Source organism: Bacillus cereus group sp. MYBKT14-1, from assembly GCF_051915185.1.
In the GTDB taxonomy this organism is placed as follows: Bacteria; Bacillota; Bacilli; order Bacillales; family Bacillaceae_G; genus Bacillus_A; species Bacillus_A cereus.
The window spans coordinates 1-25097 of the sequence record NZ_JBQAEF010000030.1; the positions used below are offsets into that span (position 1 = coordinate 1).

A 25097-nucleotide genomic window follows, 5' to 3' on the forward strand; every position below is an offset into this window, starting at 1 on the left:
AATGATTGTCCTTTTCTTGCCATAAAAAAATCCCCTCCAGATAAAACAGTATTGAGTCCATCATATCAGATGGACTCTTTTTTTACTGTCTACCTATAGGGGATAATACCATTGACGGCTCTTTTTCTAGTCTGTAACACATTGATAAATAAAATATACTAAAACGAGTATACTTGCGGCGGAATACATGACATCTAAAGTCATCTGATCGCCTCCTTATTGTTGTTGTATTTTTATTGTATGAAATCTTACAATTTCATATTCAAGTGAAAAATATGTGAACGTTAACAAAATTGTAAAGTGCAAAAATTACAATCATTTTGTATAATAGAAGAAACCACCGTTATATAAAAAATAATGAGTGAAAGGGGAGGGAACATAAATGCCAAATTGGTTTAGAAAAACCTTAGTCGCATTAATTACCGTGTTTACATTTGGTTTAGTGACGCCTCCTTCCATATTACTTGATAATGCCAAAGCTGCGGACAAGCCTACGAGCACAGCTGGGCAACAAAGTTTGGAGAGCACGTCCTATACATATGAAGAAACGAATGACAGGTTAACCACCGATACTTTTATTACTTATGCAATGCAAGAAGCAGAGAAGCAGTCGATGCAAAAGTTTGGTACTAAAATTGGTCCAGTAATTGAAGATGAGTTTAAAGATGTAATATTACCGAAAATTGAAGAGGCAATTGCTGAGCTTGCTAGTGATGTACCAGAAGATTCACTACAATCATTAGCGATTTCTCAAAAACCAGCTGGTGGAAATAATGAGAAGATTTTTCACGTCTACGATACGAAATCTGGAAATGATTTATTGCGTTTCCATGTAAGAAGAGATCATCCACCGCAAGATGGTTATTATTTTAATTTCCATTACCACCGTTTTGATGATGGATACTCTGGACATCATGAGTTAGGAAATATTTATTGGAATACGAATGTACCACCGAAATGGTTGTCTTAAAAAGAACAAGAGAAAATCTTGTTCTTTTTTATTTTTATAGAAGGGACAGACAACTATGTTGTTGAATAACATAGGTTTAGAAAAAAGAAGCAAAGGGAGTATGGGAATGCAAAAATATATTGTTTTTGACTTTGATGGCACATTAGTAGATTCACAAAATATATTTGTACCGATTTATAATCAACTTGCTGAAAAACATGGGTATAAAGCAGTAAAGGAAGACGAAATTGAACATTTACGTAAATTAACGATGCCAGAGAGATGTAAACAACTTAATGTACCACTGTATAAACTACCGATATTAGCGTTGGAATTTTATAAATTATATCAGCCTGCTATAAAAAATCTCGTTTTGTTCCATGGGATGAAAGAAGTATTAGATGAACTACATAAAAAAGGCTACGGAATTGCAGTCATATCATCGAACTCAGAAGAGCATATTCGGGCGTTTTTACACAAGAATGGTATCGAAAATATTCAAGAAGTGTATTGTTCTAAAAATTTGTTTGGTAAAGATAAAATGATAAAAAGATTTTTGAAATCAAAAAAAATAACAGAGAAAGATATGTTATATGTCGGTGATGAACAGCGAGACGTAGCAGCGTGTAAAAAGGCTGGAGTGAACGTAATTTGGGTATCTTGGGGATATGATGTTATTGAAACAGTGAAAAAAGATGCACCAGATTACATGGTTCATAAGCCGATGGAAATTGTGCAAGTAGTACAAGGAGCGTATTCTTAATATGAATACACTGCGAGCAGGCATTCATCATATTGAATTTTGGGTAGCAAATTTAGAGGAATCCATTTCTTTTTATAATAAGTTGTTTTCCATAATTGGGTGGAGAAAGTTAAATGAAATAGCATATAGCACAGGAGAAAGTGAAATATACTTTAAAGAAGTAGATGAGGAAATTGTAAGGACGTTAGGGCCTAGACATATTTGTTATCAAGCTATTCATAGAGAAGTAGTTGAGGAAGTAGCAGATTTTCTTTCTAGTACGAAAGTGAAGGTAATACGTGGTCCAATTGAAATGAATCATTATTCGGAAGGTTACTATACGATTGATTTTTACGATCCAAATGGATTTATTGTAGAAGTTGCCTATACACCAAATGCAGAAATGTAAGGGGAATAGATATGAAGATAATTACAGCATGGCAAAACAATATACAAATAGTAAAAAATGCAGTGGATATTAAAGAAATTTCTAAAGGTTTTTCACCTGATAAGAAATATATAATTACGAGTGCGAATAATGATAAATATTTATTGCGGACAGGCGATATAAAAGAGTATGAAAGAAAGAAAATAGAGTTTCAAATTTTAAATGAAATGCAAAATCGTAGTGTGCAAGCACAAAAACCAATTGAAATAGGTTTGTTGGCAGAAGAAGGTTTATGCTATGGCATCTTTTCGTATTTAGAAGGGGAAGATGCGAAGAAGTTATTGCCTACGTATTCACCAAAAGAACAATATGATATTGGTATAGAGGCAGGGAAAGATTTAGCAAAAATGCATACATATGAAGCTCCTAATAATATACTTCCATGGTATGAAAGAGCAATGAAAAAACATAGTAAATATTTAGAGGCATATAAAACATGTGGAATAAACATAAAAAATGATGATAAAATCATAAAGTTTATTGAAGAAAATGAAATATATTTAAAGAACCGCCCAAATCGATTTCAACACGATGATTTTCACTTAGAAAATATAATTGTACGGGATGGAAAATATGTAGGTGTTGTTGATTTTAATGGCTACGATTGGGGCGATCCACTTCATGATTTTGTGAAAATTGCACTGTTTGCAAGGGACATTAGTATTCCGTATTCAATCGGACAAATAGAAGGATACTTTAATAGAAAAATACCAGAGGAATTCTGGAAATTATACACGGTGTACGTTGGTATGACAGTTTTCTCCTCAGTTGTCTGGACATTACGAGCAGCGCCGCATATGTTAGATGATATGTTAGAGCGCCTTACTATAGTTTTAGAGGATCATAATAACTTTGAGTTATCGAAGCCAATTTGGTTTCAATCAGATAAGATTGATATGAAATAGAAAAGGTAGGTGTGATTCGCACCTACCTTTATTTTTTACCATCAAAATACTTATTTAATTTTCTTAAATGTAAGCGGCTGAGTACTTAATGTAGCTGGTACATGTAACCGAAGGGATGGGAATTCACCACTTACATTCATTTCATAAGCGAATAATAAGCTCATTTTCATTTGGAATAAGTCAACTTTTGCAGAGAAGATGTCGTAATGATGATGCCCTAATTGAATATCCATTTCCATAAATTGTACATATAACGAATCATCTCGTTTGTATACTTGTAATGTTCCGTATGCAGGATGTTCAAAAGTACCAGTATAATCCTCTAACTTGTGCGAAGGTGTAGTCCCTTTAATTTGTTCAGGGAGGGATTCAGTTGCTTCTTTCATCATTTCCTTCATTTTTTTAGTATCTTCTACAGCACGTTTATGCCAATCAATGGATTCTAATTCAAGTAGTTCGTCATAAATTTGATTAGCGAGATAAGTAGGAAGTAATGTTCCTCCAGCATTCGTTAAAATGACAAGGCCTATGTTTTCTGTTGGTATGAATGAAACAAGCGCTGAAAATCCATCGATATTACCGCCATGATGAATCACTTTTTTACCACGATAAGCGCTAATAAACCAACCAAGACCGTAACTATTTAATGGAGATTCAGGGAGTGATAAAACCGGTTGGTCTGGAATTGAATTGTGTGGTGTATACATTTGTTGTAATAATTCAGAGGAGATTAATTCATGATCTCCAAATTTTCCTTCATTTAAGTGGAGAAGTACCCAATTTGCCATATCTTCAATTGTGGAATTAATACACCCAGCAGCGCCAACTGTATCGATGTTACGGAATGGAACTGCTTTTATTTCACCGTCATTTTCAATGTAAGGTAAAGCGTAATCATCTGTAGTTTGTGAATCGTTAACAGAGAAGTTTGTATGTCTCATATTTAAAGGTTCTAAAATATGTTCTGTAGTGTATTGCTCCCACGTTTGATTTGTAATGTTTTCAACAATGTAGCTAATTGTTGCATACATTAAATTGTTATATAGAAATGCAGTTCGGAACGGTGCATCAAGTGGTAAATGTTTTATTTTTTCAACGAGATCTTTTCGAGATAAGGAAGAACTGTACCAAAGAGCCTCATGACGACTCACTCCAGTTCGATGAGAAGCTAAATCCCGTCCTGTAACTTGTGAGCTAGCAAGTAGTTCAGATAAAGTAAAGTTAGGTATATAAGACTGGATAGGGGTATCCCAATTAAACTTTTTTTGCTGTGCTAACAAGCTTAATGAAAGTGTGCCAAATGCTTTCGTTGAGGAACCGATTGCGAATCGAGTATTCGGTGTAACAGCCTCTTTTGTTTCTATATTACGATAGCCGAAACCTTCTGAAATAATAACTTCACCGTCTTTTATAACAGCGACAGCAGCACCAGGAACATTTAAATCCTTCATCATTTTTTCAGCCGTTGTTTGTAAAGAAGTCATAACAGGCGTTTCAATTTTAGACATACTTCTAACCTCCAAATATAAATTTTGTTCTACCGCACTATACTTTCGGTAATAGAAAATGAAAACCTTTTTATATTTGGAAAGTTAATAATTTTGTAAGAATTAGCGCAAGAAATTTTATTAATTAGGATTATTAAATTTATCATTTTTCATGTTATGATAAATTGCATATACGATTGAAAGAAGGTTTTCCTACATATGAAACATGCTGAAAATGAATACTTAAATTTATGCCGCCATGTAATGGAACATGGTACGAAGAAAGAAGACCGTACAGGGACAGGCACTGTATCTGTATTTGGATATCAAATGCGTTTTGATCTAAGTAAAGGTTTTCCTTTATTAACAACAAAGAGAGTACCGTTTCGCCTTGTAGCAAGTGAACTGCTTTGGTTTATGAAAGGTGATACAAATATTCGCTATTTATTGCAGCATAATAATAACATTTGGAATGAATGGGCTTTTAAGAGCTGGGTAGAAAGTGATGAGTATACTGGTCCTGACATGACTGATTTTGGTCTTCGCTCACAACAAGATGAAGAATTTAAAGTACAGTACGACGAGCAAATGGAATTGTTTAAAAAGAACGTTTTAGAAGATGATGAGTTCTCAAATAAATATGGTTATTTAGGAGACGTTTACGGTAAACAGTGGCGTGCTTGGAAAACGACAGCTGGTGAGACACTTGATCAATTAAAAGATGTAATTGAAATGATTAAAAAAACACCAGACTCACGTCGTTTAATCGTTTCTGCCTGGAATCCAGAAGATGTACCAAGTATGGCCTTACCGCCTTGTCATACGCTATTCCAGTTTTATGTAGCAGATGGAAAGCTTTCTTGTCAGTTATATCAAAGAAGTGGTGACATATTCCTTGGAATTCCATTTAACATTGCAAGTTACTCACTACTAACACATTTAATTGCACATGAATGCGGACTTGAAGTGGGAGAATTTGTTCATACAATTGGTGATGCACACATTTATACAAATCATTTTGAACAAGTAGAAAAGCAATTGGCACGTGAACCACGTCCATTCCCGAAACTTACATTAAATCCAGATGTGAAATCTGTTTTCGATTTTGAAATGGAAGATTTAACGATTGAAGGATACGATCCGCATCCAGCAATTAAAGCACCGGTTGCAGTATAATTGTAGAGGAGATGAAAAAATGATTGTTTCATTTATGGTCGCTATGGACGAAAATAGAGTAATTGGTAAAGATAATAATTTACCTTGGCGTTTACCGAGTGAATTACAATACGTGAAGAAAACAACGATGGGTCACCCGCTTATTATGGGAAGAAAGAACTATGAAGCGATTGGTAGACCACTGCCTGGAAGACGTAATATTATTGTAACTCGTAATGAAGGGTATCATGTTGAAGGTTGTGAAGTTGTTCATTCTGTAGAAGAAGTGTTTGAACTATGTAAAAATGAAGAAGAGATTTTTATTTTTGGTGGAGCGCAAATTTACGACCTCTTTTTACCTTATGTAGACAAGTTATATATAACAAAAATCCATCATGCATTTGAAGGAGATACATTCTTCCCAGAAATAGATATGACAAATTGGAAAGAGATTTTTGTAGAAAAAGGTTTAACGGATGAAAAAAACCCATATACGTATTATTACCATGTATATGAGAAACAACAATAATAAAAAAGATTGATGTGAGAATTCGCATCAATCTTTTTATTTATATTCACCAATATAAGTTTATAGATGAGATTCGATAGTGCTATAATGATAGGTAGCATGTAAAAATGCTAAAATTTTCAAAAGTACTAATATAGAAAGAGGAGGAGAATCGATTGAGAAAGATATGGGGGATTCTTTTTCTTTGCTTAACATTCATGTTAGTTGGATGTGGTAAAGAAGAAAAACCACAAGAAGCGTTTGATACATATGTAAAAGCGTGGAATAAACAAAAATTTGCAGATATGTATGATCAACTATCAAAAAATGCAAAAAAAGATATTTCAAAGAAAGAGTTTACTGAGAAATATGAAAAAATTTATTCTGGTATCGAAGTGAAAGACTTAAAGGTAGAAACAGGGGAAGTAAAAGAAGATAAAAAAGATGAAGGCCCTGTTCCTTTTAAAGTAAGCATGGATACAGTTGGTGGTAAAATTACATTTGGTCATGAAGCAAAAATGGTGAAAGAAAAAGATGGAGATAAAGAATCTTGGAAAATAGATTGGACTCCTGATTTTATTTTCCCAGGCATGACGAAAGATAGTAAAGTGCGTATGCAGACAACACAGCCAAAACGTGGTGAAATATACGATCGTAATGGAAAAGGTCTTGCAACGAATGGGAAAGCTTCTGAAATCGGATTGATTCCTGAAAAGTTAGGCGATACTGCTCCGCAAACGAAAGAAACAGTAGCGAAGTTATTAAATATGTCTGTAGAAGAAATTGATCAAAAATTAGCTGCTAAATGGGTAAAACCAGGGTATCTCGTACCAATTGGAATTTTGCCTGAAGGGGCAACACAAAATACGTACATTGATTTACCAGGTGTTTCAACAAAACCTGTAAATGTTCGTACATATCCGTTAGGGGAAGCGGCAGCTCATCTGACTGGTTATATTGGAAAGGTAAATGCTGAAGATTTAAAAACGCTACAAAAGAAAGGCTATCAAGCTGATGACCCAGTTGGTAAAGCTGGTTTAGAGCAAGTATTAGAGGAAAAGCTACGCGGTAAAAAAGGTGGCCGTGTCTTTGTAGAAGATGCGCAAGGAAAAGAAATTAAAAACTTGGCAAAAACAGATGCTGTTGATGGAGAAAATGTAACTTTAACTATTGATAGTGTTGTTCAAGAAAAAACGTATAATGAAATGAAGGGCGAAGCTGGTTCAAGTGCAGCAATTAATCCGAAAAGTGGAGAAACAATTGCACTAGTAAGTAGTCCAGCATATGATCCTAATATAATTGCACGAGGGACATCGAAGGCACAACGCGAAGCTTGGAATAATGATCCGAAAAAACCAATGACAAATCGCTTTACACAATTGTCGGTACCAGGTTCTGTATTTAAACCTATTACAGCTGCAATTGGTCTTGAAACGAAAACAATTGATCCAAAAGAAGAGTTGAAAATTGAAGGATTAAAATGGACAAAAGATTCTTCTTGGGGTAATTACTATGTAACGCGTGTGAAAGATGCAAATCCGATTGATCTTGATAAGGCGATGAAATACTCGGATAATATTTACTTCGCACAAGAAGCTTTGAAAATCGGAAAAGACAAGTTTATGAGTGAAGCAAAAAAATTCGGATTCGATGAGAAACTACCAATTGAATATGGATTCCCTGCTTCTAAAATTGCAAATGACGGCATTAAAAATGATATTCAAATGGCAGATACGGGATATGGACAAGGACAAGTATTAATGACTCCTCTTCATTTAGCTTTAACGTATGCGCCAATTGTAAATGATGGAACGATTCCGTCACCGTATATTATTAAAACAGATAAACAACCAAAAGCTTGGAAAGAAAATGTAATTTCTAAAGGAAATCAGGATATATTAAAAACTGCAATGACGAAAGTAATTAATGATCCAGATGGTACAGGGAAAATTGCTAAAATTGATGGTATGACTCTTGCTGGAAAAACAGGTACAGCGGAATTAAAAGTATCAAAAGAGGCCGAAGGAAAAGAACTAGGTTGGTTCGCTGCATTTGATTTAAATTCGCCAGATATGGTCATTACAATGATGATTGAAGATGTAAAAGGTAGAGGCGGAAGTAATATTCCAGCTGAAAAAGTAAAACATGTATTTCAAAAATAATATGTAATAGAAGGCTATCTCTATAGGTTGTAGAGGTAGCCTTTTTATATGAAAGAGTTTGTAATATCTGTATACTAAATTTTAAGGAAACAAAGTAAATCATTAACTTACGAAAAAAAAGTAGCTATTTTTTATTGACATTGATTAAAACTTTTTATATTATACTTACATAAGGTAAGTTATTAACTTTTAAAAAACAAATCTTGAATTAAAGATAAAGAGAAAAAAGGGAGAGAATACAATGACAAAAGTACTATTTATTACAGCAAATCCAAATTCAGCAGAAGGTTCTTTCGGAATGGCAGTAGGGGAAGCTTTCATCGAAGCTTATAAAAACGAACATCCACAAGACGAAGTTGTAACAATTGATTTATTCAAAACTACAGTACCAGCAATTGATGCGGATGTATTTGCTGCTTGGGGTAAATTTGCAGCAGGTGAAGGCTTTGAAGCTTTAACTGAAGTTCAACAACAAAAAGTAGCAGCAATGAACACAAACTTAGAAACATTTATGAATGCAGATCGTTATGTATTCGTAACTCCAATGTGGAACTTTAGCTATCCACCAGTAGTAAAAGCATACTTAGATAACGTAGCAATCGCAGGTAAAACATTCAAATATACTGAAAATGGTCCAGTCGGCTTATTAGAAGGTAAAAAAGCACTTCACATTCAAGCAACAGGTGGCGTATATTCTGAAGGAGCATACGCAGCTGTAGACTTCGGTCGTAATCACTTAAAGACTGTATTAGGATTTGTCGGTGTGAATGATACTGAATATATTGCAGTTGAAGGCATGAATGCAAACCCTGAAAAAGCACAAGAAATTAAAGAAGCAGCAATTGCTAATGCTCGTGAATTAGCAAAACGTTTCTAATATAGAATGCTTAAAAAGTCCGAACACTTGCTGTTTGGACTTTTTTTCTTCTTTTTCCTTCGTTTGTCTAGTATAATGAAGGTCGGAATGATAATAGGTGGGGGTTCTGTATGATTCAAACGTTTTTTAAAATCTTTTATTTAATTTTAATCGTAATTGCGATTACACCGAGAATGTGGCGTCTTAAAAGACAAGTAAATACGATGGCGCCAAAAGAAAAAGACAATGCTGTGTATAAAACGACAAATTGGTTTGGTAAGAAAATGGTACGTGTAGCTGGAGGGGCAGTAGAAGTGAAAGGACTTGAAAATGTTCCGAAAGACAAGCCAGTACTAGTTGTAAGTAATCACCAAAGTAATATGGATATCCCTGTTTTACTAGGTTACTTAAATAAACCAATTGGATTCGTTTCAAAAGCAGAGATTAAAAAGTTCCCAGTTGTACCAACTTGGATGGAACTGATGAATTGTGTATTTATGGATCGTAGCGATCGTCGTCAATCTCTTCAAGCGATTAAAGATGGAATTGAACTATTAAAGAATGGACATTCTATCGTAATTTTCCCTGAAGGAACGAGAAGTAAGGGTGGCGAAGTTGGAGAGTTTAAGGCTGGTAGTTTTCATCTTGCAGTAAAGTCAGGTGTAGCAATTTTACCTGTAACGTTAGATGGTACATATAAGATGTTTGAAGCAAATGGAAATCGTATGAAGCCAGCTCATGCAACAGTAACAATTTCTAAGCCGATTACACCTGAAGATTATGCGAATATGGACATTAAAGAATTAACGAAGCATACACAGGAAGTTATTGCATCACAATTACATAAGTAATAAAAAAGGATTCAGCTTATCGTAAGCTGAATCCTTTTTATTATGCTGTAGGTAAGACATAAAAGAGTACACAGAAGAACATCATCGCACTACCACCTAAAACGAACAGGTGCCATATGGCATGGTTGAAAGGTAGCTTTTCCCAAAGGAAGAATATAGCTCCGACAGAATATAAAATGCCACCTGCTAAAAGTAGTGAAAAACCATGTCCAGTTAGATTTTCATAAAGTGGTTTAATAGCAACGATTATGAGCCATCCCATTATGATATAACATAGCGTTGATGCCTTAATAAAGCGACGTACAAAGAAAATTTTGAAGACGATACCTCCGATTGCTAGTGTCCATATTATAGCAAGCAACGTCCATCCTAATGGGCCACGAAGTGTAATAAGTAGAAAAGGAGTATACGTGCCAGCAATCAATAAGTAAATGGCTGAATGATCTAAAATAGTAAATATTTTTTCTACTTTAGGATGATGAATGCTATGTAGCAATGTTGAAAACAAGTACAGTAAGAACATACTTACACCATAAACAGTAAATGCAACTACGGCTGATGCGGTACCGTGCTTAGAAGCATGAATAATCAATATGATTAAGGCAGGGATGCTTAAAATGGCACCGATACCATGTGTAATTGCATTTGCAATTTCTTCTTTTACAAATTGGGTCATTCGTGTCATTTTTTCAGTCATAATGCAAATCCTTTCTACTATCATAAAATAATATGTCATTTCCCTTACCATATCATACACAAGAGCAATAGAAAATGAAATTTGTATAATTGATTATATTTTTGAATTTTTTTGACAAAAGACAATGGATTTGTTGACGTTTTCAAACTTTTTTGACAAAATAAAATTATGTAATAGTAGGACAAGGAAACTACTAATAAAGGGGATGGGGAAATGTTTTCAAATATTGGCTTTCCAGGGTTAATTTTAATTTTAGTAGCAGTACTCATTTTATTTGGACCTAAAAAATTGCCGGAAATCGGGAAGGCTTTAGGGGAAACGTTAAAAGAGTTTAAAAAATCAACGAAAGAATTGACAGATGACGCATTTCAAGAAAAGGAAAAGAAAGAAAAAATGTAGTGTATTTTCCTTATAATGGATAAATAAAGTGTGGTGAACGAGATGGAAAATCGGGAAATGAGCGTAGTAGAACATATTGTTGAGCTTCGAAAAAGAGTAATATATACGGTGTTATCCTTTGTACTATTTTTAATTATTGGATTTACTTTTACAAAGGATATTTATTTTTGGCTTGTAAAAGATTTACCAATGAAATTAACTGTTCTCGGTCCAAGTGATGTATTGTGGATTTTTTTCTCGATTGCTACAGTATTTGCTATCGTTTGTACAATTCCTTTTGCTGCTATACAAATTTGGTTATTTGTAAAACCGGGTTTACATCCAAATGAACAAAAGATGACAATAATGTATATACCGGTATTGTCTATATTATTTATTGCAGGTTTATGTTTTGGATACTTTATTGTAATGCCGTTTCTATTTCACTTTTTAACTACGATAGGTAATGAAATGTTTAATACGATGTTTACGACAGAAAAGTATTTCCATTTTGTACTTAATTTAACAGTTCCATTTGCTGTGATTTTTGAATTGCCAGTCGTTGTAATGTTTTTAACTAGTATTGGAATACTTACGGCGGAATTTTTAATAAAAATAAGAAGGTATGCTTACGTAGCATTAATTATCATTGCATCTTGTATATCACCGCCAGACTTTTTATCTCATAGTTTAGTTGCAGTGCCGCTTATTTGTATTTATGAAGTAAGTATTGCGTTATCAAAGGTTGTTAGTAAGAGGAAAAAGAAAAGAGAAGAAATGCAGTCGAAAAGTGCCTCGTTATAAAGGCACTTTTTTATTTATTTGTTATACTATAGCTATAAACGTATACAATATATAGAAGAAAAAAATTATAGAATCTCCAAAATTTAGACAAACTTTGCGCTTTTATAAGCTTATACTAAATGTATTAAACAATTGATGGATAATGAGATTCCCGTCTCAGAGATATTTAGGGCGGGAAGGTGAATTAGGTGGAGATGAATAGAGTATAAATCTTCTAGCCATAAGGACTACAGAAATCATATAAGTCTGATTTTACTCCACTTTAAACAACGTGTTACAGCGCAAAGTAGAGGAAGTTCAAAAATCCAATGAAAAAGAGGATTGATATTGTGATTACGAAAAGTTTTTATTTCACTCATTCAACAGGGGATTGCATTAAAATATTCGAAATCCCTGTCCTACAGGCACAGCATCCATTATCGTTTCTAATTCAGTCTCGTCTTCAATTATTTATTGCAAAAATTCAAAAACAAAAACACCCAAGATTTTCGTATTCTTTCCGTGAATATTTACAAAATTGTTTGAAGTGGAATGATTATTTAAATGTATATAAAACAAATACCCTTGAAAAAAATGCATGATACGAAGTACGGACAGGGTTAGTAAACTCTGTCTTTTTCATTTTAGATATGAAAATATAATTAATTTGATGAAATTTCGTTCCAAATTGTTGAAAGCAATGGGAATACTAGTATAATAACAAGGAGAGCGTATTGGAAAGGGAAGAAGTATAGTATGCAAAAAATTAAAATTGTAACAGATTCAACGGCAGATTTATCACAAGACGTAATCGAAAAGTATGACATTCATGTTTTACCATTATCAATCTCTGTAAATGGACAAACATATTTAGATCGCGTTGATTTACAACCTGACGAATTTATTGAAGAAATGATTAAATCAGAGGAATTACCAAAAACATCACAACCAGCTATGGGTACATTTGTAGAAATGTATGACAAGCTAGGGGAAGATGGAAGCGAAGTCCTTTCTATCCATATGACAAGTGGAATGAGCGGTACTGTAGCAACTGCAAATAGCGCTGCATCAATGACTGATACAAAAGTAACAGTTGTTGATTCTCAATTTATTACACATGCTTTAGCATATCAAGTAATTGAAGCTGCAAAAATGGCAAATGACGGACGCTCACTAGAAGAAATTTTAAAACGTGTAGATGAAGTAAGAAAGAATACTCGTTTATATGTAGTAGTGGATACATTAGAAAACTTAGTGAAGGGTGGACGTATCGGTAAAGGAAAAGCGTTTATCGGTTCTCTACTTAATATAAAGCCAATTGCTAGTCTTGAAGACGGTGTTTATAATCCTGTAACGAAAGTTCGTAGCCAAGGCCAAATTGTAAAAACATTAGCTAAGTTATTTGAGCAAGATACGGCTGGAAAAGTCGTAAAAGCTGTTGCAATTCCGCATGCGAAAGCAATTCCTTTAGCTGAAAGTATGAAAGCGGCGGTTGAAAAAGTAAGTGGATTTGCTCAATCAGAAATTTTCTATACAACGCCTATTATTAGTACTCATACAGGTCCGGGCGCAATCGGATTTATGTATTTAGCAGAGTAATAAAAAAGCTACTTGAAAATATATTTCAAGTAGCTTTTTTATGTAAATAGAAAGTAAGAAATAAGAAGAGCTACACAGGCACTACCGCTAATGATATAGCGAGTCTGTAAATATTCATTCATAGAAAACACCCTTTATCCCGCTATTTGTGGACAGTAAAACTCTCTACCTCAAATTTAGCTGGAGCAAAGAGGTTAGGTAGCGGGCTGCCCGTAAAAGCTTGATTGGTGAAGGCAAATAATCAGTGGGGATGAAGAAAACCCACTAATTAAAGTTTCACTATAGGATTTTCTATATTATATGTTGGATATAGAAAATCAGTCATTACGTTACACATGTAAAGTTTCAATTTTTTCGTTTATTTGCTTATTATTTGTTGCGTTACTATAAATAAAAGTTTGACCTAAAAAGAGTACATGCAGTTGTTCCCACGGTAACATGCGCAAATTCCAATTATTTCGAAGTCTAGTTATTGCTTCACGAGGTGTTTCATCGGCGAGTGCAAAAGCTCCGTAATGCATTGGTATAAAATGCGTAGCGTTTAAATCTAAATAAGCTTGCACGGCCTCTTCAGGTGAAACATGAGATACTTTCATAAACCATTCTGGTTCATAAGCGCCAATGGGCATAAGAGCAATATCAATTAAAAAGCGTTCACCAATTTCTTTGAAACCTTGGAAATAGCCACTGTCACCACAAAAATATATGGTTTCCATAGTCGTTTCATTATCAATAATCCATCCACCCCAGTGAGACGTATTCATATCAAATAAGAATCTTCTCGTCCAGTGCTGAGAGGGTACGAAGTGAAAAGAAACTTCGTTAATTATCGTACTTTCCCACCATTTATACTCTTCTACATGTTTAAATTTCTTACGAGTAAATAATTTTTTTAATCCAATAGGTACAAGATATAGAACATCATCATTCAACTGACGAAGAGTTGAAAAATCTAAATGATCATAATGACCATGTGAAATAAGGACAATATCAATTTTAGGTAGTGCTTCTATAGAGAGTCCAGGTTCTGTAAGTCTTGGAACTAGCTTTAATTTATTAGCCCATACTGGATCTGTTAATATATTAAGTCCATTCGTTTGGATAAGAAAAGTGGAATGCCCAATCCATGTGATAGTCGTTTTTTCAACATTACTTTGCAAAAATGCACTTTGTTTAACGGGTGATTGTTCTACTAAGAAAGAAAAATCTTTTTTGTTTTGCTTTCGTTCTTTACGCCAGCGTAAAAAAGAGCGAATTGATTTTTTTGTACTAACATTATCCATATTTTCATAGCGCTTTGCCATGAACATCACCTCATTTAAAATCGTTGTATTTGTATTGTACCGAAATGTTGTTAAGGAATACAGTGTAAAACATGGATTAATGTTTAAGGAATTGTTAAAAAATAGGGAGAGGTATTTACAAAAGTAACAATAAAAATTAGTTTTATCACTTTTATTTAGAGAAAGAATAGTAAAAAAATATATTTTGTCTAGTAATTCGCTTGAAATAAAAAAGTAACATACGTAAATTCGTACGATTTCGTGAACAAATGTAGTAAACAATTTTCTCGTAGTGTTAACTTTTGTTATTATAAACATAACCTATTTAAATTTAGGATAGAGAAAAGAGGTTTATAAATGAAGCGTTATCAAAAAATAATTGGTCTTATGGTTGTATTTTGTCTCTTTGTACTTGCTGGATGTAGTGAATCAGGTTCAAAGCTTCGTAAACCATTAAATTGGGATTTAGAAACCTTCCAATTTACAAATCAAGATGGAAAGCAATTTGGTACAAAAGATTTAAAAGGGAAAGTTTGGGTTGCAGATTTTATGTTCACAAATTGTCAGACAGTTTGTCCACCAATGACTGCAAATATGGCCAAGCTTCAAAAGATGGCAAAAGAAGAGAAATTAGACGTTCAGTTTGTTTCATTTAGTGTAGATCCAGACCTTGATAAGCCAGAAAATCTGAAAGCTTTTATTCAAAAGTTTACAGAGGATACTAGTAACTGGAATTTATTAACGGGGTATTCGTTAGAAGATATTACAAAGTTTTCAAAAGATAATTTCCAATCACTTGTAGATAAGCCGGAGAACGGTCAGGTCATGCATGGTACATCATTTTATTTAATTGATCAAAACGGAAAAGTAATGAAAAAGTATAGTGGCATTAGTAATACGCCATACGAAGACATTATACGTGATATGAAGCGATTAGTGGGTTGAAAATAAGGGTGCATAGCACCCTTATTTTTTTGCATTAGTCTATCGATAAAATGTCATGTTGCTGGGGAAGTTTCGGCGCCCGAATTTCTAATACGCCGTTTTGATAAGAAGCTTTTGCCGCTTTTTTATTAATTGAATACGGCAATTTAATCAATCTTGATGCTTCTGAAATGGAACGTTCTCGGCGATAATAGTTATGGGATGTTTGTTCTTCTTCCTCTTCAAGTATCTCTTCTTTTACAGAGACTTTTAAGTATTCACTTTGTATTTCAATTTGGATTTGTTCTTTTTGTATACCTGGTAGTTCAGCTGTAACAACGAGTTCTTCACCAACTTCATATAAATCTACAGGGAATGTTAATAAACGGTTTCCTTTTTGGAAAAAATGATTTAAATCAGCGATTACATTGCGAAGAGGTGTTTGCTCGAAGAAATCATCAATTTGCTTTAAGTAATTACGAACCGGTGGGCGAGAAGAATCTTTTTTTTCTTCACTCATGGTATTCCCTCCTAGAAATCAATTTGCAATATCATATGACAAAAGCGGAGAAAGGTGAGTGCCTAGTTTTCATGTTTTCATAAAAAATTGTTAAAAATGTGAAATGGAGTGATTTTTTTATAGTTTTTGGTCGCCATATTCAGTTGATTATGCTAGTATAAATAGGGTTGATATAGTAGTATAGAGACAGAATGAAAACTGAAAGAGGGTAAGAAGTATGTGTGGTTTTGTAGGATGTTTATGTGAAAACCCTAGAGAGTTTTCAGAAACAGAAAAACATCAATTTGAAAATATGAACACGATGATTTTCCACCGTGGTCCAGATGACGAAGGATATTTTCGTGATGAACATGTACAATTTGGCTTCCGCCGTTTAAGCATCATTGACTTAGAGGCAGGACATCAGCCGCTAACTTATGAAAATGATCGATATGTAATTATTTTTAATGGTGAAATTTACAACTATGTAGAATTACGTGAAATGTTACTTGAAAAAGGTGCAACGTTTGCAACGCAATCTGATACAGAAGTTATCATTGCATTGTATGCACATATGAAAGAAAAATGTGTAGATTACCTTCGTGGTATGTTTGCATTTATGATTTGGGATCGTGAAGAAAAGAAACTTTTCGGTGCACGTGATCACTTCGGTATTAAACCTTTATACATCGCACAACAAGGTGATACTACATTCTTCGCATCTGAGAAGAAAAGTATTATGCATGTGATGGAAGATAAAGGCGTTAATCCAACGTCACTACAACATTACTTTACGTACCAATATGGTCCAGAGCCAGAAACTTTAACAATTGATGTTAATAAAATCGAGCCTGGTCATTATTTCGTAAAAGAAATCGGTAAAGAGATGGAAATCCATCGCTACTGGAAACCTTATTTCAACGCTTCAAGTGCAACGAAAGAGGAGCATATCCAAGCAATTCGTGATGTGTTATATGATTCAGTAAAAGTGCATATGCGTAGTGATGTACCAGTAGGTTCATTCTTATCTGGTGGTATCGATTCATCTATCATCGCTTCTATCGCAAGAGAAATGAATCCAAATCTTTTAACATTCTCTGTTGGTTTTGAGCAACGTGGTTTCAGTGAAGTTGATGTTGCGAAAGAAACTGCTGAGAAATTAGGCGTTAAAAACCATAACGTATTCATTTCAGCGAAAGAATTTATGGATGAGTTCCCAAAAATCATTTGGCATATGGATGATCCTTTAGCTGATCCAGCAGCTGTACCATTGTACTTCGTTGCGAAAGAAGCACGTAAACATGTAACAGTTGTTCTTTCTGGTGAAGGCGCAGACGAGCTATTTGGTGGTTATAACATTTACCGTGAGCCAAACTCACTAAAAATGTTCTCTTACATCCCTAGTCCAGGTAAGAGCGTTCTAAAAGCATTAAGTGGTGCTCTTAAAGAAGGATTTAAAGGTAAGAGCTTCCTAGAGCGTGGATGTACACCAATTGAAGAGCGTTACTATGGAAATGCTAAAATCTTCCGTGAAGAAGAAAAAGCTGAATTAATGAAGTATTACAATGAAAGTGTTAACTATATGGATATCACGAAACCATTGTATAACGAGATTAAAGATTATGATGATGTAAGTAAAATGCAGTACATTGACATGTTCACATGGTTACGCGGTGACATTTTATTAAAAGCTGATAAAATGACAATGGCAAACTCATTAGAACTTCGTGTACCGTTCTTAGATAAAGAAGTATTCGATGTTGCATCTAAAATTCCAACTGAATTTAAGATTGCTAACGGAACTACGAAAGCTATTTTACGTGAAGCAGCACGCGGAATCGTTCCAGATCACGTATTAGATCGTAAAAAACTTGGATTCCCAGTACCAATTCGTCACTGGTTAAAAGACGAAATGCATGATTGGGCTATAAATATTATAAACGAAAGTAAGACAGAGCATTTAATCGACAAACAGTATGTATTAAACTTACTGGAAGCACATTGTGCAGATAAAGGCGATTATAGCCGTAAAATTTGGACTGTACTTGCGTTTATGGTATGGCACCAAATTTATGTTGAGCATAAATACGATACGAATAAGTTCCATGAAGAAACAAAACGTGCGTATAGCTTAGTTTAATTAGAAAAACCTTAAGATCGCATACGGTCTTAAGGTTTTTTTCATAAATAGGAAGTATTATTGATACAATAATAGTAAAAGGATGGACAACATATGATTACGTTTGAGAAAGTTACTGTAGAAAATGAAAGCGTTGTTAAAGAAATGTTTAAATCGCATAGTTTAGGTGAGAAAAAGGTACAGTACTGTGTGAAAGTTGATGATACATATATTGGTGTAATAGATTATAGTGTACAAGAGGAACGGGCTGTTTTATCACAGCTAATTATTCATTTTGATTACCAAGGTTACGGTTATGGTACAAATACGTATTTTACATTTGAAGAAATGATGAAACAAAGAAATGTGAAAGAAATAAAAGTGCTACAAGAGAAATTAACAGAAAAGGCGAAGTCTTTCATAGAGAGTTTTGGTTTTACTTCAGAAGATGAAGAGTATGTAAAGAAAATATAACGATGATTATTTATGCGATACAATAAATATAAGGCAGGTGGATGTATGACGATGACTTCTGGTCTTGTATTAATTGGAGGGTGCTTTATAGTAGCAGAATTATGTCATATAATCATTCGGAAAAGAATGATTAAGAAAAAAAAGCCGTATGAATTACAATACGTCCCTGTCTTTTTCATTATGTTTTGCATGCTTAGTACATTACAAAATCTAATAAACTTTCCACCACTTGTAAATGTTTTTTTAAAGTTCGGTTTACTTTATAGTGGTGTTGGAATAGCACTTTTATTTATTTTATTTTGCATACGTTATGTTCACTATCAATCGTATATATTTATTTTAAATTGGTTAAAGCAAGATGATAGAAACCGCCTTACATAAGGCGGTTTTTTTATTTGCAATTGTAACAGAATTTGTACATTTCACATAAAATAGGACGAGTAGAAATGCAAACATATTACAAGAAAGGAGCGGGGCAATAAAATGAAACTTGTTATAGACGCAGGGCACGGTGGATATGATTCTGGTGCTGTTGGTAATGGTTTAGTAGAAAAAAACTTAACACTTCAAATTGCTAGACGCGTTCGAGACATTTTAACGGTAAATTACCCAATTACAATTAAAATGACACGTGATAGTGATGTGTTTATTTCTTTATCTGAACGTGCTAATATTGCTAATGCTTTCAGTGCGGATTATTTTATTTCATTTCATATTAATAGCGGCGGGGGTACAGGTTTTGAAAGTTATATTTATAATGCGTTATCCAATAGCAGCACTGCATATGCAAAGCAACAAAAAATGCATACAGCTGTCAATCCTGTATTAACAAAATATGGTCTTCGTGATCGAGGAGCAAAAAAAGAAAATTATGCGGTATTAAGAGAAACCGCAATGGATGCAATTTTAACTGAGACTGCTTTTATTGATACAGCTTTTGATGCAAATTTATTAAAAAATCCACAATTTATTGAAGATCTAAGTCAAGCGTATGCAAATGGAATAGCAGCTATTTTTGGAGTAACTCCAAATCCACAACCTCCTAACCCACAACCGACACCTCAAACGAAGGGAATCGCTTATGTTCTTGGGAAAAATGTAAATTTAAGAAATGGTCCATCAACTTCTTCCTCAGTTATTCGTCAATTAAATTCTCCAGAATCTTACGTTGTATATCAAGAAAGTAATGGATGGCTAGATTTGGGGAATGGACAATGGGTGTATAATGATTCTTCTTACATTAATTTTGTAAAGACAAGCAATAGTGATGGAAGCCCGATTGGGGTTGCATATATACAAGGGATGAATGTAAATTTAAGAAGTGGTCCATCAACTACATCTGCAGTTATCCGCCAATTAAATTCTCCAGAATCTTATTTAGTATATATAAATGAAAATGGTTGGTTAAACCTTGGGGGAAATCAGTGGGTATATAATGACTCAGCGTATATTAAGTATACTCAATATTAGGAATTGAAATGATAGTGCAATATGGATGCGTATCCTTGTTATGTATAACAAGGATACGCATTTTAATAACAACATTTTTTTCATACTTATGCACTATGTTTTAAAAAGAAACATTAGAAAAGCGGATAGAATCTAAATAGTATATATTAAAAAAGTTTTCTGATATACATTGACAATGTATGTAAGATACATTAATCTTTAAATGTTAATGATAATCGATTTCATCTAGGGAGGACATATGATACATACTAAAAAACTAATTATGTTCTGCATTATGATACTCATGGTTGTAATTGCAGGATGTAGTAAAGAAGAGAAAAAAGAAAATAATATATCAGCGAAAGCAAAAGATTCATATACGGTAAAGCATGCAATGGGTGAAACGACAGTAAATGGTACACCTAAAAAAGTTGTTGTTTTAACAAATGAAGGCGCAGAGACTCTCCTAGCTGTGGGCGTAACGCCAGTGGGGACTACGAAACCACGTGCTGGTGATGAATGGTATCCTCATTTAGCGAAAGAGTTAAAAAACACGGAAGTTGTAGGAACTGAACGTGATATTAATTTAGAAGCTGTAATGAAGCTTAAGCCAGATTTAATTATCGGAAATAAAATGCGTCATGAAAAAATATATGATCAGCTAAAAGAAATCGCACCAACTGTTTATGCAGAAACATTACGCGGTGATTGGAAAGAAAACTTTACACTTTATACAAAAGCTGTAAATAAAGAAAAAGAAGGGCAAAAAGCTCTTGATGATTATAAAAAACGCATTGAAGGAATGAAAGAGAAGTTAGGCGATAAATTGAATTCTAAAGTTTCTATTATTCGTTTCGTGCCAGGTGATGTTCGTATTTATCAAAAAAACTCATTCTCGGGCGTTGTTTTAAATGATATTGGATTTAAACGACCACCATTACAAGATAAAGATGATTTTGCGATAAAAGGAATTACAAAAGAGCAGATTCCAAATATGGACGGAGACTACTTATTCTATTTCACGTCTGATAAAGATGCAGATAAGAATAATGAAGGAATTTCGTTAGCGAAGGAATGGACAGAAGATCCACTCTTTAAGCAACTACAGGCTTCTAAAAATAATAAAGTATTCCAAGTAGATGAGGTAATTTGGAATACAGCAGGCGGTATTAAAGCTGCGAACCTTATGTTAGATGATATTGAAAAATATTTCCTTAAATAAATGATAAAATACATCACTTTTACGAAGTGATGTATTTTTAGTTTGTAAAAATACAGAAAATTCCTTCTTTCAGGGTGTCATAAGTTGTACAATAAAATCAATCATGTGATAAAGGAGTGGGGAAGAATGAAAGCTACTCATAAAGATTGGATCTTGTTTAATGGGAGAATGATTAATACGAAAGAAGAACAGCCGATGGTAGCATTAGAAGATCGAGGCTTCCAATTTGGTGATGGGATTTATGAAGTATTTAGACTATACGATGGCAAGCCTCATTTATTAGATTTACATTTAGAACGATTCTTTAACTCTATGGCAGAAATAAAACTAATTCCACCATTTACGAAGGAAGAATTAGTAGAAGAGTTATATCAAATGATTGAAAAAAATCAATTTCAAGAAGATGGGAATGTATATTTACAAATATCAAGAGGTGCACAACCGCGCAATCATGTATATGAATCAGATTTACAACCGACATATTTTGCAAATCTTGTTTCGTTCCCAAGACCAGTTGCTTCAATGGAGGCAGGGATTAAGGTGACAGTAGAAGAGGACATCAGGTGGAAGTTTTGCCATATAAAATCTTTAAATTTGCTTCCTAATATCATGATCAAAAACAAAATAAATGAACAAGGGTATCAAGAAGCAATATTAGTACGAGATGGTATTGTGACTGAAGGGTGTCATTCCAATTTCTTTATCGTGAAGAATAATAAGTTGATTACACATCCAGCGGATCATTTCATTTTACATGGTATTACACGTCACTACGTAATTACATTAGCGAAAGAGTTACATATCGATGTAGAGGAACGAGAGTTTTCATTACAAGAAGTATATGGCGCTGAGGAGTGTTTCTTTACAGCGACGCCACTTGAAATATTCCCAGTCGTTCAAATTGGTGATGAACAGTTCGGGGCTGGTGAAAGAGGCCAAATTACGAAAAAACTACAAGCTGCATACGAAGAGAGTATTCGTTTGTTTAAAGTGACAAATTAATCATGAAGAAAAAAGCTGGTATTCTTCCGGCTTTTTTTCGTGATATAATTCAAGCATAGGACAAGTTTTGAAAACGCTGTAAAAAGGGGATTTAATATATGAATTATGAAGATTTTAAAGAAGTAATTCACGGAAGACGAAGTGTTAGAAAGTTTACAGATCAAGAAGTATCTACTAATGATATAAAAGAAATAATTGATTGTGCTCGTTACGCACCGAGTGATACGAATTCACAAACGTGGGAATTCTTAGTTATCATGAATCGAGAGAAGATTAAAGAAATTGAACAAATGACATGGGATGCATTACATAAACTTGCGGAAAAAGCAGCAGAAAATGGAGAAGAGAAAGCAGGGAAATTACTTACACGTTCTTTCGGACCATATGCAACAGCTTTCTCGGAGGCACCAGTATTAATCGTATGTTTGGCAACACCATATGAATCAAAGTTCCGTGAAAAGATATTTGATCCAATTGCTTTTGTTCCAAATTCAGTTTGGGAGGAAGAAGGCATTAAGAGTAGCTGTTTAGCGGCACAAAACTTAATGTTAGCTGCACATGCAAAGGGACTTGGTACTTGTCCAATGACAGGGCCAGTATTGCTAGCTCAAGATGAACTGCGCCAATATTTACAAGTTGAGCCTGAAAAACAAATAAATATGGTTATTTCACTCGGATTTCCGAAAGATAAACCGAAGAAACTTCCAAGAAAAGAAGTAGATGAGATTACAACGTTTGTTTTTTAATTGCTGTATAGAAAAGACATTGAATTAACAATGTCTTTTTATTTTTGAGGGTATGTAATTCATATGTTGGGCTAAAATGATAGATAAGAGGAAATTACTATTTATTTCATAAAAAAAATTAATGTTCTATTAAGGAAAGTATGATACATTAATCGTGAGCAAGATTCTATTTGTTCATGAAAGTGTTGAAAGTAGTCTCAAAATTTAAAAGTTATTTTTGTATAATAAATTATAATGAAGTTACAGGGGGGATGAATTTTGAAAAAATTCATAATCACTGGATTGTCTGTATTGTTATTAGTTGGTTGCGGTGCTCCACAGGAAAAAGAGGACGCGCAATCAAAACAGGAAGAACAAGTTGTAAACGCAAGTGATGAGAATATGGTTGTATTTCCTGAAGGAGCAATGTCAATTGGAGAAGGGAAAGTAAAAGTTATTACTCCAGATGGTACTTCTGAAAACGGCAATATACCGACTGTATTCATCAAAAAGGATACGTTAATTCAGCAAGTTGAATTAGAACTTTCTAATTTTCAAAGTGATAAAGAAACATTCGTATTTGTAGATCAAATGTATACAGATAAACATCAAGTAACTAGTACAACGCAGACAACAGTGCAGTTAAAAGAAAAAACGCTGGAAACAGGTAGTCATACAATTACTGCAGTTCAGTATGAAAACAATGATCCGAAAGGAAAGGTTATTAGTTTTAATCAAGCAACATTTGAGACAAAACCTGCGTCTTAATAAGAATAAAAAGTACATTACTCAAAAAGTAGTGTGCTTTTTTGTTTGGACTAGAGTGTGCAAGAGTGAATAACTTATTTCATTTTCTAATACGATTAAATAGGAAGTAATCACTTGTTACTACTATGACAGAGAAAGAGGTTGAATACGTGAATCGGTGTATTCGTATCATTTTGATTAGCCTAATGATGGCAGTAATTTGGTTTACGATACAAGAGTTTATGCAAATAACGCTCAATTATCAAATTCATGACTTGTTAATAGGAGCTATTTGTTTTACCATTGTTTATCTATTATATGATAAACTCGGACTAAGGTAAGTTTCAGAAGAAAAATGTAGGTATTTCATTTGAAATGTCGAATAGTACATACGATGTCGTAATAACAAATTTTCTATTGTTTACTGTGAAACAGAAGAAGGAGAGATAGTGGTTATGAAACGAGCTCTTATTAATATTGATTATACATATGATTTTGTAGCGGAAAAGGGTGCTTTAACTTGCGGGAAACCAGGACAGGAAATTGAGAAGGAAATTGTACATATAACGAAGCAATATATTGAAAATGGAGATTACGTTGTCTTTGCTATTGATAAACATGAAGAAAATGATGTATATCATCCAGAATCAAAGTTATTCCCACCTCATAATATAGCTGGTACAAGTGGAAGAGATTTGTTTGGTGAATTACAAGATGTGTACGAAACATATAAAAATGCAGAGAATGTATATTATATGGACAAAACGCGATACAGTGCGTTTGCTGGAACGGATTTAGAGATGAAGCTAAGAGAAAGAGGAATAGAAGAAGTTCATCTTGTAGGTGTTTGTACTGATATTTGTGTTCTTCATACAGCAGTAGATGCTTATAATAAAGGGTTTAAAATTGTTGTTTATGAAAAGGCGGTTGCATCTTTTAATGCACAAGGGCATGAATATGCACTTGGACATCTTAAGTCATGCTTACATGCAGAAGTGAAGTGAAAAAAGAGGCCTTTAAAATGGTCATCTCCCTGTCAAGTAGACAGTAATAAAAAGAGTATTATGCCACGGCCTTTTCCCGATATTCTATCGGGGAAAGGCCGTGAAGTTTTTCTTGGAACCTTTCTGTAT

The 25097-nt window shown here is 33.9% G+C and carries 29 protein-coding genes; 24 read left to right on the forward strand and 5 right to left on the reverse strand.

Annotated features, from left to right (window positions below; all coding sequences use genetic code 11):
• Positions 1 to 382: 382 nt before the first annotated feature.
• The 4 genes from ACTFO4_RS29480 (at position 383) to ACTFO4_RS29495 (ending at position 3044) form a co-directional block, all read left to right on the forward strand.
• Positions 383 to 970, forward strand: a complete 588-nt coding sequence (locus tag ACTFO4_RS29480; protein ID WP_001134421.1) for a YpjP family protein — start codon at positions 383 to 385, stop codon at positions 968 to 970.
• A gap of 106 nt (positions 971 to 1076) precedes the next feature.
• Positions 1077 to 1712: an HAD family hydrolase gene (locus ACTFO4_RS29485; RefSeq protein WP_025687389.1), complete on the forward strand. Its 636-nt coding sequence runs from the start codon at positions 1077 to 1079 to the stop codon at positions 1710 to 1712.
• 1 nt (position 1713) lies between these two features.
• Positions 1714 to 2100: a VOC family protein gene (locus tag ACTFO4_RS29490; RefSeq protein ID WP_001094664.1), complete on the forward strand. Its 387-nt coding sequence runs from the start codon at positions 1714 to 1716 to the stop codon at positions 2098 to 2100.
• An 11-nt stretch (positions 2101 to 2111) separates the two neighbouring features.
• Positions 2112 to 3044: an aminoglycoside phosphotransferase family protein gene (locus ACTFO4_RS29495; protein WP_000692086.1), complete on the forward strand. Its 933-nt coding sequence runs from the start codon at positions 2112 to 2114 to the stop codon at positions 3042 to 3044.
• Between the two features lie 50 nt (positions 3045 to 3094).
• Here ACTFO4_RS29495 and ACTFO4_RS29500 read toward each other — a convergent pair whose 3' ends face one another.
• Entirely contained in the window at positions 3095 to 4552 is a 1458-nt protein-coding gene (locus ACTFO4_RS29500; protein WP_440014614.1) for a serine hydrolase, read from the reverse strand.
• A 198-nt stretch (positions 4553 to 4750) separates the two neighbouring features.
• On the opposite strand from ACTFO4_RS29500, the gene ACTFO4_RS29505 reads away from it, so the two are divergent.
• From ACTFO4_RS29505 to ACTFO4_RS29525, 5 genes are all read left to right on the forward strand, one after another.
• Entirely contained in the window at positions 4751 to 5707 is a 957-nt protein-coding gene (locus ACTFO4_RS29505) for a thymidylate synthase (RefSeq protein WP_000679609.1), read from the forward strand.
• Between the two features lie 19 nt (positions 5708 to 5726).
• Positions 5727 to 6215, forward strand: coding sequence for a dihydrofolate reductase (locus ACTFO4_RS29510; protein WP_000637205.1), 489 nt, complete (start codon positions 5727 to 5729; stop codon positions 6213 to 6215).
• Between the two features lie 155 nt (positions 6216 to 6370).
• A complete protein-coding gene (pbpC, locus tag ACTFO4_RS29515) occupies positions 6371 to 8356 on the forward strand; it encodes a penicillin-binding protein 3 (protein WP_001227248.1) in 1986 nt (661 codons plus the stop codon).
• 241 nt (positions 8357 to 8597) lie between these two features.
• Positions 8598 to 9233, forward strand: coding sequence for an FMN-dependent NADH-azoreductase (locus tag ACTFO4_RS29520; protein ID WP_098584529.1), 636 nt, complete (start codon positions 8598 to 8600; stop codon positions 9231 to 9233).
• Between the two features lie 110 nt (positions 9234 to 9343).
• The gene (locus ACTFO4_RS29525) at positions 9344 to 10063 is read left to right on the forward strand and encodes a lysophospholipid acyltransferase family protein (RefSeq protein WP_000616577.1); all 720 of its coding nucleotides are present in this window, start codon (positions 9344 to 9346) and stop codon (positions 10061 to 10063) included.
• A gap of 40 nt (positions 10064 to 10103) precedes the next feature.
• Here the strand turns inward: ACTFO4_RS29525 and trhA are convergent, their stop codons facing one another.
• A complete protein-coding gene (gene trhA / locus ACTFO4_RS29530) occupies positions 10104 to 10760 on the reverse strand; it encodes a PAQR family membrane homeostasis protein TrhA (protein ID WP_000136889.1) in 657 nt (218 codons plus the stop codon).
• 213 nt (positions 10761 to 10973) lie between these two features.
• Between trhA and ACTFO4_RS29535 the strand changes: the two genes are divergently transcribed.
• The 4 genes from ACTFO4_RS29535 to ACTFO4_RS29550 all read left to right on the forward strand — a co-directional run bounded on the left by ACTFO4_RS29535 (position 10974) and on the right by ACTFO4_RS29550 (position 13520).
• Positions 10974 to 11159 (forward strand): twin-arginine translocase TatA/TatE family subunit, encoded by a 186-nt coding sequence (locus tag ACTFO4_RS29535; protein WP_000492443.1) that lies wholly within the window; start codon positions 10974 to 10976, stop codon positions 11157 to 11159.
• Positions 11160 to 11201: 42 nt separating this feature from the next.
• Complete coding sequence (tatC, locus tag ACTFO4_RS29540) at positions 11202 to 11942, forward strand: twin-arginine translocase subunit TatC (protein WP_000431523.1); 741 nt, start codon at positions 11202 to 11204, stop codon at positions 11940 to 11942.
• Positions 11943 to 12271: 329 nt separating this feature from the next.
• Positions 12272 to 12523 carry a DUF2535 family protein gene (locus ACTFO4_RS29545; protein ID WP_000629012.1) on the forward strand — a complete coding sequence of 84 codons (252 nt, stop codon included), beginning with the start codon at positions 12272 to 12274 and terminating at the stop codon, positions 12521 to 12523.
• Positions 12524 to 12677: 154 nt separating this feature from the next.
• Positions 12678 to 13520, forward strand: a complete 843-nt coding sequence (locus ACTFO4_RS29550) for a DegV family protein (RefSeq protein ID WP_001169470.1) — start codon at positions 12678 to 12680, stop codon at positions 13518 to 13520.
• Between the two features lie 329 nt (positions 13521 to 13849).
• Here ACTFO4_RS29550 and ACTFO4_RS29555 read toward each other — a convergent pair whose 3' ends face one another.
• Positions 13850 to 14824: an MBL fold metallo-hydrolase gene (locus ACTFO4_RS29555; protein ID WP_001129633.1), complete on the reverse strand. Its 975-nt coding sequence runs from the start codon at positions 14822 to 14824 to the stop codon at positions 13850 to 13852.
• Positions 14825 to 15160: 336 nt separating this feature from the next.
• On the opposite strand from ACTFO4_RS29555, the gene ACTFO4_RS29560 reads away from it, so the two are divergent.
• Complete coding sequence (locus ACTFO4_RS29560) at positions 15161 to 15748, forward strand: SCO family protein (protein ID WP_000833335.1); 588 nt, start codon at positions 15161 to 15163, stop codon at positions 15746 to 15748.
• A 34-nt stretch (positions 15749 to 15782) separates the two neighbouring features.
• On the opposite strand, the gene ACTFO4_RS29565 is transcribed toward ACTFO4_RS29560, so the two are convergent.
• Positions 15783 to 16247, reverse strand: coding sequence for an Hsp20/alpha crystallin family protein (locus ACTFO4_RS29565; protein WP_001288085.1), 465 nt, complete (start codon positions 16245 to 16247; stop codon positions 15783 to 15785).
• Between the two features lie 217 nt (positions 16248 to 16464).
• Between ACTFO4_RS29565 and asnB the strand changes: the two genes are divergently transcribed.
• The 10 genes from asnB to ACTFO4_RS29615 all read left to right on the forward strand — a co-directional run bounded on the left by asnB (position 16465) and on the right by ACTFO4_RS29615 (position 24968).
• On the forward strand, positions 16465 to 18366 hold the full coding sequence (gene asnB, locus ACTFO4_RS29570; RefSeq protein ID WP_000333816.1) for an asparagine synthase (glutamine-hydrolyzing): 1902 nt from the start codon (positions 16465 to 16467) through the stop codon (positions 18364 to 18366).
• Between the two features lie 93 nt (positions 18367 to 18459).
• Positions 18460 to 18819, forward strand: a complete 360-nt coding sequence (locus ACTFO4_RS29575; RefSeq protein WP_000627523.1) for a GNAT family N-acetyltransferase — start codon at positions 18460 to 18462, stop codon at positions 18817 to 18819.
• 51 nt (positions 18820 to 18870) lie between these two features.
• Complete coding sequence (locus tag ACTFO4_RS29580) at positions 18871 to 19200, forward strand: hypothetical protein (protein ID WP_000200455.1); 330 nt, start codon at positions 18871 to 18873, stop codon at positions 19198 to 19200.
• 102 nt (positions 19201 to 19302) lie between these two features.
• Positions 19303 to 20289 (forward strand): N-acetylmuramoyl-L-alanine amidase, encoded by a 987-nt coding sequence (locus tag ACTFO4_RS29585; RefSeq protein ID WP_000779893.1) that lies wholly within the window; start codon positions 19303 to 19305, stop codon positions 20287 to 20289.
• Positions 20290 to 20527: 238 nt separating this feature from the next.
• Positions 20528 to 21490 carry an ABC transporter substrate-binding protein gene (locus tag ACTFO4_RS29590; protein ID WP_440014613.1) on the forward strand — a complete coding sequence of 321 codons (963 nt, stop codon included), beginning with the start codon at positions 20528 to 20530 and terminating at the stop codon, positions 21488 to 21490.
• A gap of 126 nt (positions 21491 to 21616) precedes the next feature.
• Positions 21617 to 22492: a D-amino-acid transaminase gene (gene dat, locus ACTFO4_RS29595; protein ID WP_440014612.1), complete on the forward strand. Its 876-nt coding sequence runs from the start codon at positions 21617 to 21619 to the stop codon at positions 22490 to 22492.
• Between the two features lie 98 nt (positions 22493 to 22590).
• Entirely contained in the window at positions 22591 to 23238 is a 648-nt protein-coding gene (locus ACTFO4_RS29600; RefSeq protein ID WP_326235300.1) for a nitroreductase family protein, read from the forward strand.
• Positions 23239 to 23496: 258 nt separating this feature from the next.
• Entirely contained in the window at positions 23497 to 23985 is a 489-nt protein-coding gene (locus ACTFO4_RS29605) for a hypothetical protein (RefSeq protein ID WP_000713496.1), read from the forward strand.
• 125 nt (positions 23986 to 24110) lie between these two features.
• Positions 24111 to 24305 carry a hypothetical protein gene (locus tag ACTFO4_RS29610; RefSeq protein ID WP_017674122.1) on the forward strand — a complete coding sequence of 65 codons (195 nt, stop codon included), beginning with the start codon at positions 24111 to 24113 and terminating at the stop codon, positions 24303 to 24305.
• A gap of 114 nt (positions 24306 to 24419) precedes the next feature.
• Positions 24420 to 24968 carry a cysteine hydrolase family protein gene (locus ACTFO4_RS29615; RefSeq protein WP_000816764.1) on the forward strand — a complete coding sequence of 183 codons (549 nt, stop codon included), beginning with the start codon at positions 24420 to 24422 and terminating at the stop codon, positions 24966 to 24968.
• Between the two features lie 58 nt (positions 24969 to 25026).
• Here the strand turns inward: ACTFO4_RS29615 and ACTFO4_RS29620 are convergent.
• Positions 25027 to 25097, reverse strand: a 71-nt coding sequence (locus tag ACTFO4_RS29620; protein WP_325782447.1) for an IS3 family transposase, incomplete at its 5' end; no start/stop codon positions are given.

What these genes read in the sequence shown, in the direction of transcription:
- ACTFO4_RS29480 (WP_001134421.1), top strand. Translation starts at nt 383, where the DNA reads ATGCCAAATTGGTTTAGAAAAACCTTAGTCGCATTAATTACCGTGTTT.
- ACTFO4_RS29485 (WP_025687389.1), top strand. Translation starts at nt 1,077, where the DNA reads ATGCAAAAATATATTGTTTTTGACTTTGATGGCACATTAGTAGATTCA.
- ACTFO4_RS29490 (WP_001094664.1), top strand. Translation starts at nt 1,714, where the DNA reads ATGAATACACTGCGAGCAGGCATTCATCATATTGAATTTTGGGTAGCA.
- ACTFO4_RS29495 (WP_000692086.1), top strand. Translation starts at nt 2,112, where the DNA reads ATGAAGATAATTACAGCATGGCAAAACAATATACAAATAGTAAAAAAT.
- ACTFO4_RS29500 (WP_440014614.1), bottom strand. Translation starts at nt 4,552, where the DNA reads ATGTCTAAAATTGAAACGCCTGTTATGACTTCTTTACAAACAACGGCT.
- ACTFO4_RS29505 (WP_000679609.1), top strand. Translation starts at nt 4,751, where the DNA reads ATGAAACATGCTGAAAATGAATACTTAAATTTATGCCGCCATGTAATG.
- ACTFO4_RS29510 (WP_000637205.1), top strand. Translation starts at nt 5,727, where the DNA reads ATGATTGTTTCATTTATGGTCGCTATGGACGAAAATAGAGTAATTGGT.
- ACTFO4_RS29520 (WP_098584529.1), top strand. Translation starts at nt 8,598, where the DNA reads ATGACAAAAGTACTATTTATTACAGCAAATCCAAATTCAGCAGAAGGT.
- ACTFO4_RS29525 (WP_000616577.1), top strand. Translation starts at nt 9,344, where the DNA reads ATGATTCAAACGTTTTTTAAAATCTTTTATTTAATTTTAATCGTAATT.
- trhA (WP_000136889.1), bottom strand. Translation starts at nt 10,760, where the DNA reads ATGACTGAAAAAATGACACGAATGACCCAATTTGTAAAAGAAGAAATT.
- ACTFO4_RS29535 (WP_000492443.1), top strand. Translation starts at nt 10,974, where the DNA reads ATGTTTTCAAATATTGGCTTTCCAGGGTTAATTTTAATTTTAGTAGCA.
- tatC (WP_000431523.1), top strand. Translation starts at nt 11,202, where the DNA reads ATGGAAAATCGGGAAATGAGCGTAGTAGAACATATTGTTGAGCTTCGA.
- ACTFO4_RS29550 (WP_001169470.1), top strand. Translation starts at nt 12,678, where the DNA reads ATGCAAAAAATTAAAATTGTAACAGATTCAACGGCAGATTTATCACAA.
- ACTFO4_RS29555 (WP_001129633.1), bottom strand. Translation starts at nt 14,824, where the DNA reads ATGGCAAAGCGCTATGAAAATATGGATAATGTTAGTACAAAAAAATCA.
- ACTFO4_RS29560 (WP_000833335.1), top strand. Translation starts at nt 15,161, where the DNA reads ATGAAGCGTTATCAAAAAATAATTGGTCTTATGGTTGTATTTTGTCTC.
- ACTFO4_RS29565 (WP_001288085.1), bottom strand. Translation starts at nt 16,247, where the DNA reads ATGAGTGAAGAAAAAAAAGATTCTTCTCGCCCACCGGTTCGTAATTAC.
- asnB (WP_000333816.1), top strand. Translation starts at nt 16,465, where the DNA reads ATGTGTGGTTTTGTAGGATGTTTATGTGAAAACCCTAGAGAGTTTTCA.
- ACTFO4_RS29575 (WP_000627523.1), top strand. Translation starts at nt 18,460, where the DNA reads ATGATTACGTTTGAGAAAGTTACTGTAGAAAATGAAAGCGTTGTTAAA.
- ACTFO4_RS29580 (WP_000200455.1), top strand. Translation starts at nt 18,871, where the DNA reads ATGACTTCTGGTCTTGTATTAATTGGAGGGTGCTTTATAGTAGCAGAA.
- ACTFO4_RS29585 (WP_000779893.1), top strand. Translation starts at nt 19,303, where the DNA reads ATGAAACTTGTTATAGACGCAGGGCACGGTGGATATGATTCTGGTGCT.
- ACTFO4_RS29590 (WP_440014613.1), top strand. Translation starts at nt 20,528, where the DNA reads ATGATACATACTAAAAAACTAATTATGTTCTGCATTATGATACTCATG.
- dat (WP_440014612.1), top strand. Translation starts at nt 21,617, where the DNA reads ATGAAAGCTACTCATAAAGATTGGATCTTGTTTAATGGGAGAATGATT.
- ACTFO4_RS29600 (WP_326235300.1), top strand. Translation starts at nt 22,591, where the DNA reads ATGAATTATGAAGATTTTAAAGAAGTAATTCACGGAAGACGAAGTGTT.
- ACTFO4_RS29610 (WP_017674122.1), top strand. Translation starts at nt 24,111, where the DNA reads ATGACAGAGAAAGAGGTTGAATACGTGAATCGGTGTATTCGTATCATT.
- ACTFO4_RS29615 (WP_000816764.1), top strand. Translation starts at nt 24,420, where the DNA reads ATGAAACGAGCTCTTATTAATATTGATTATACATATGATTTTGTAGCG.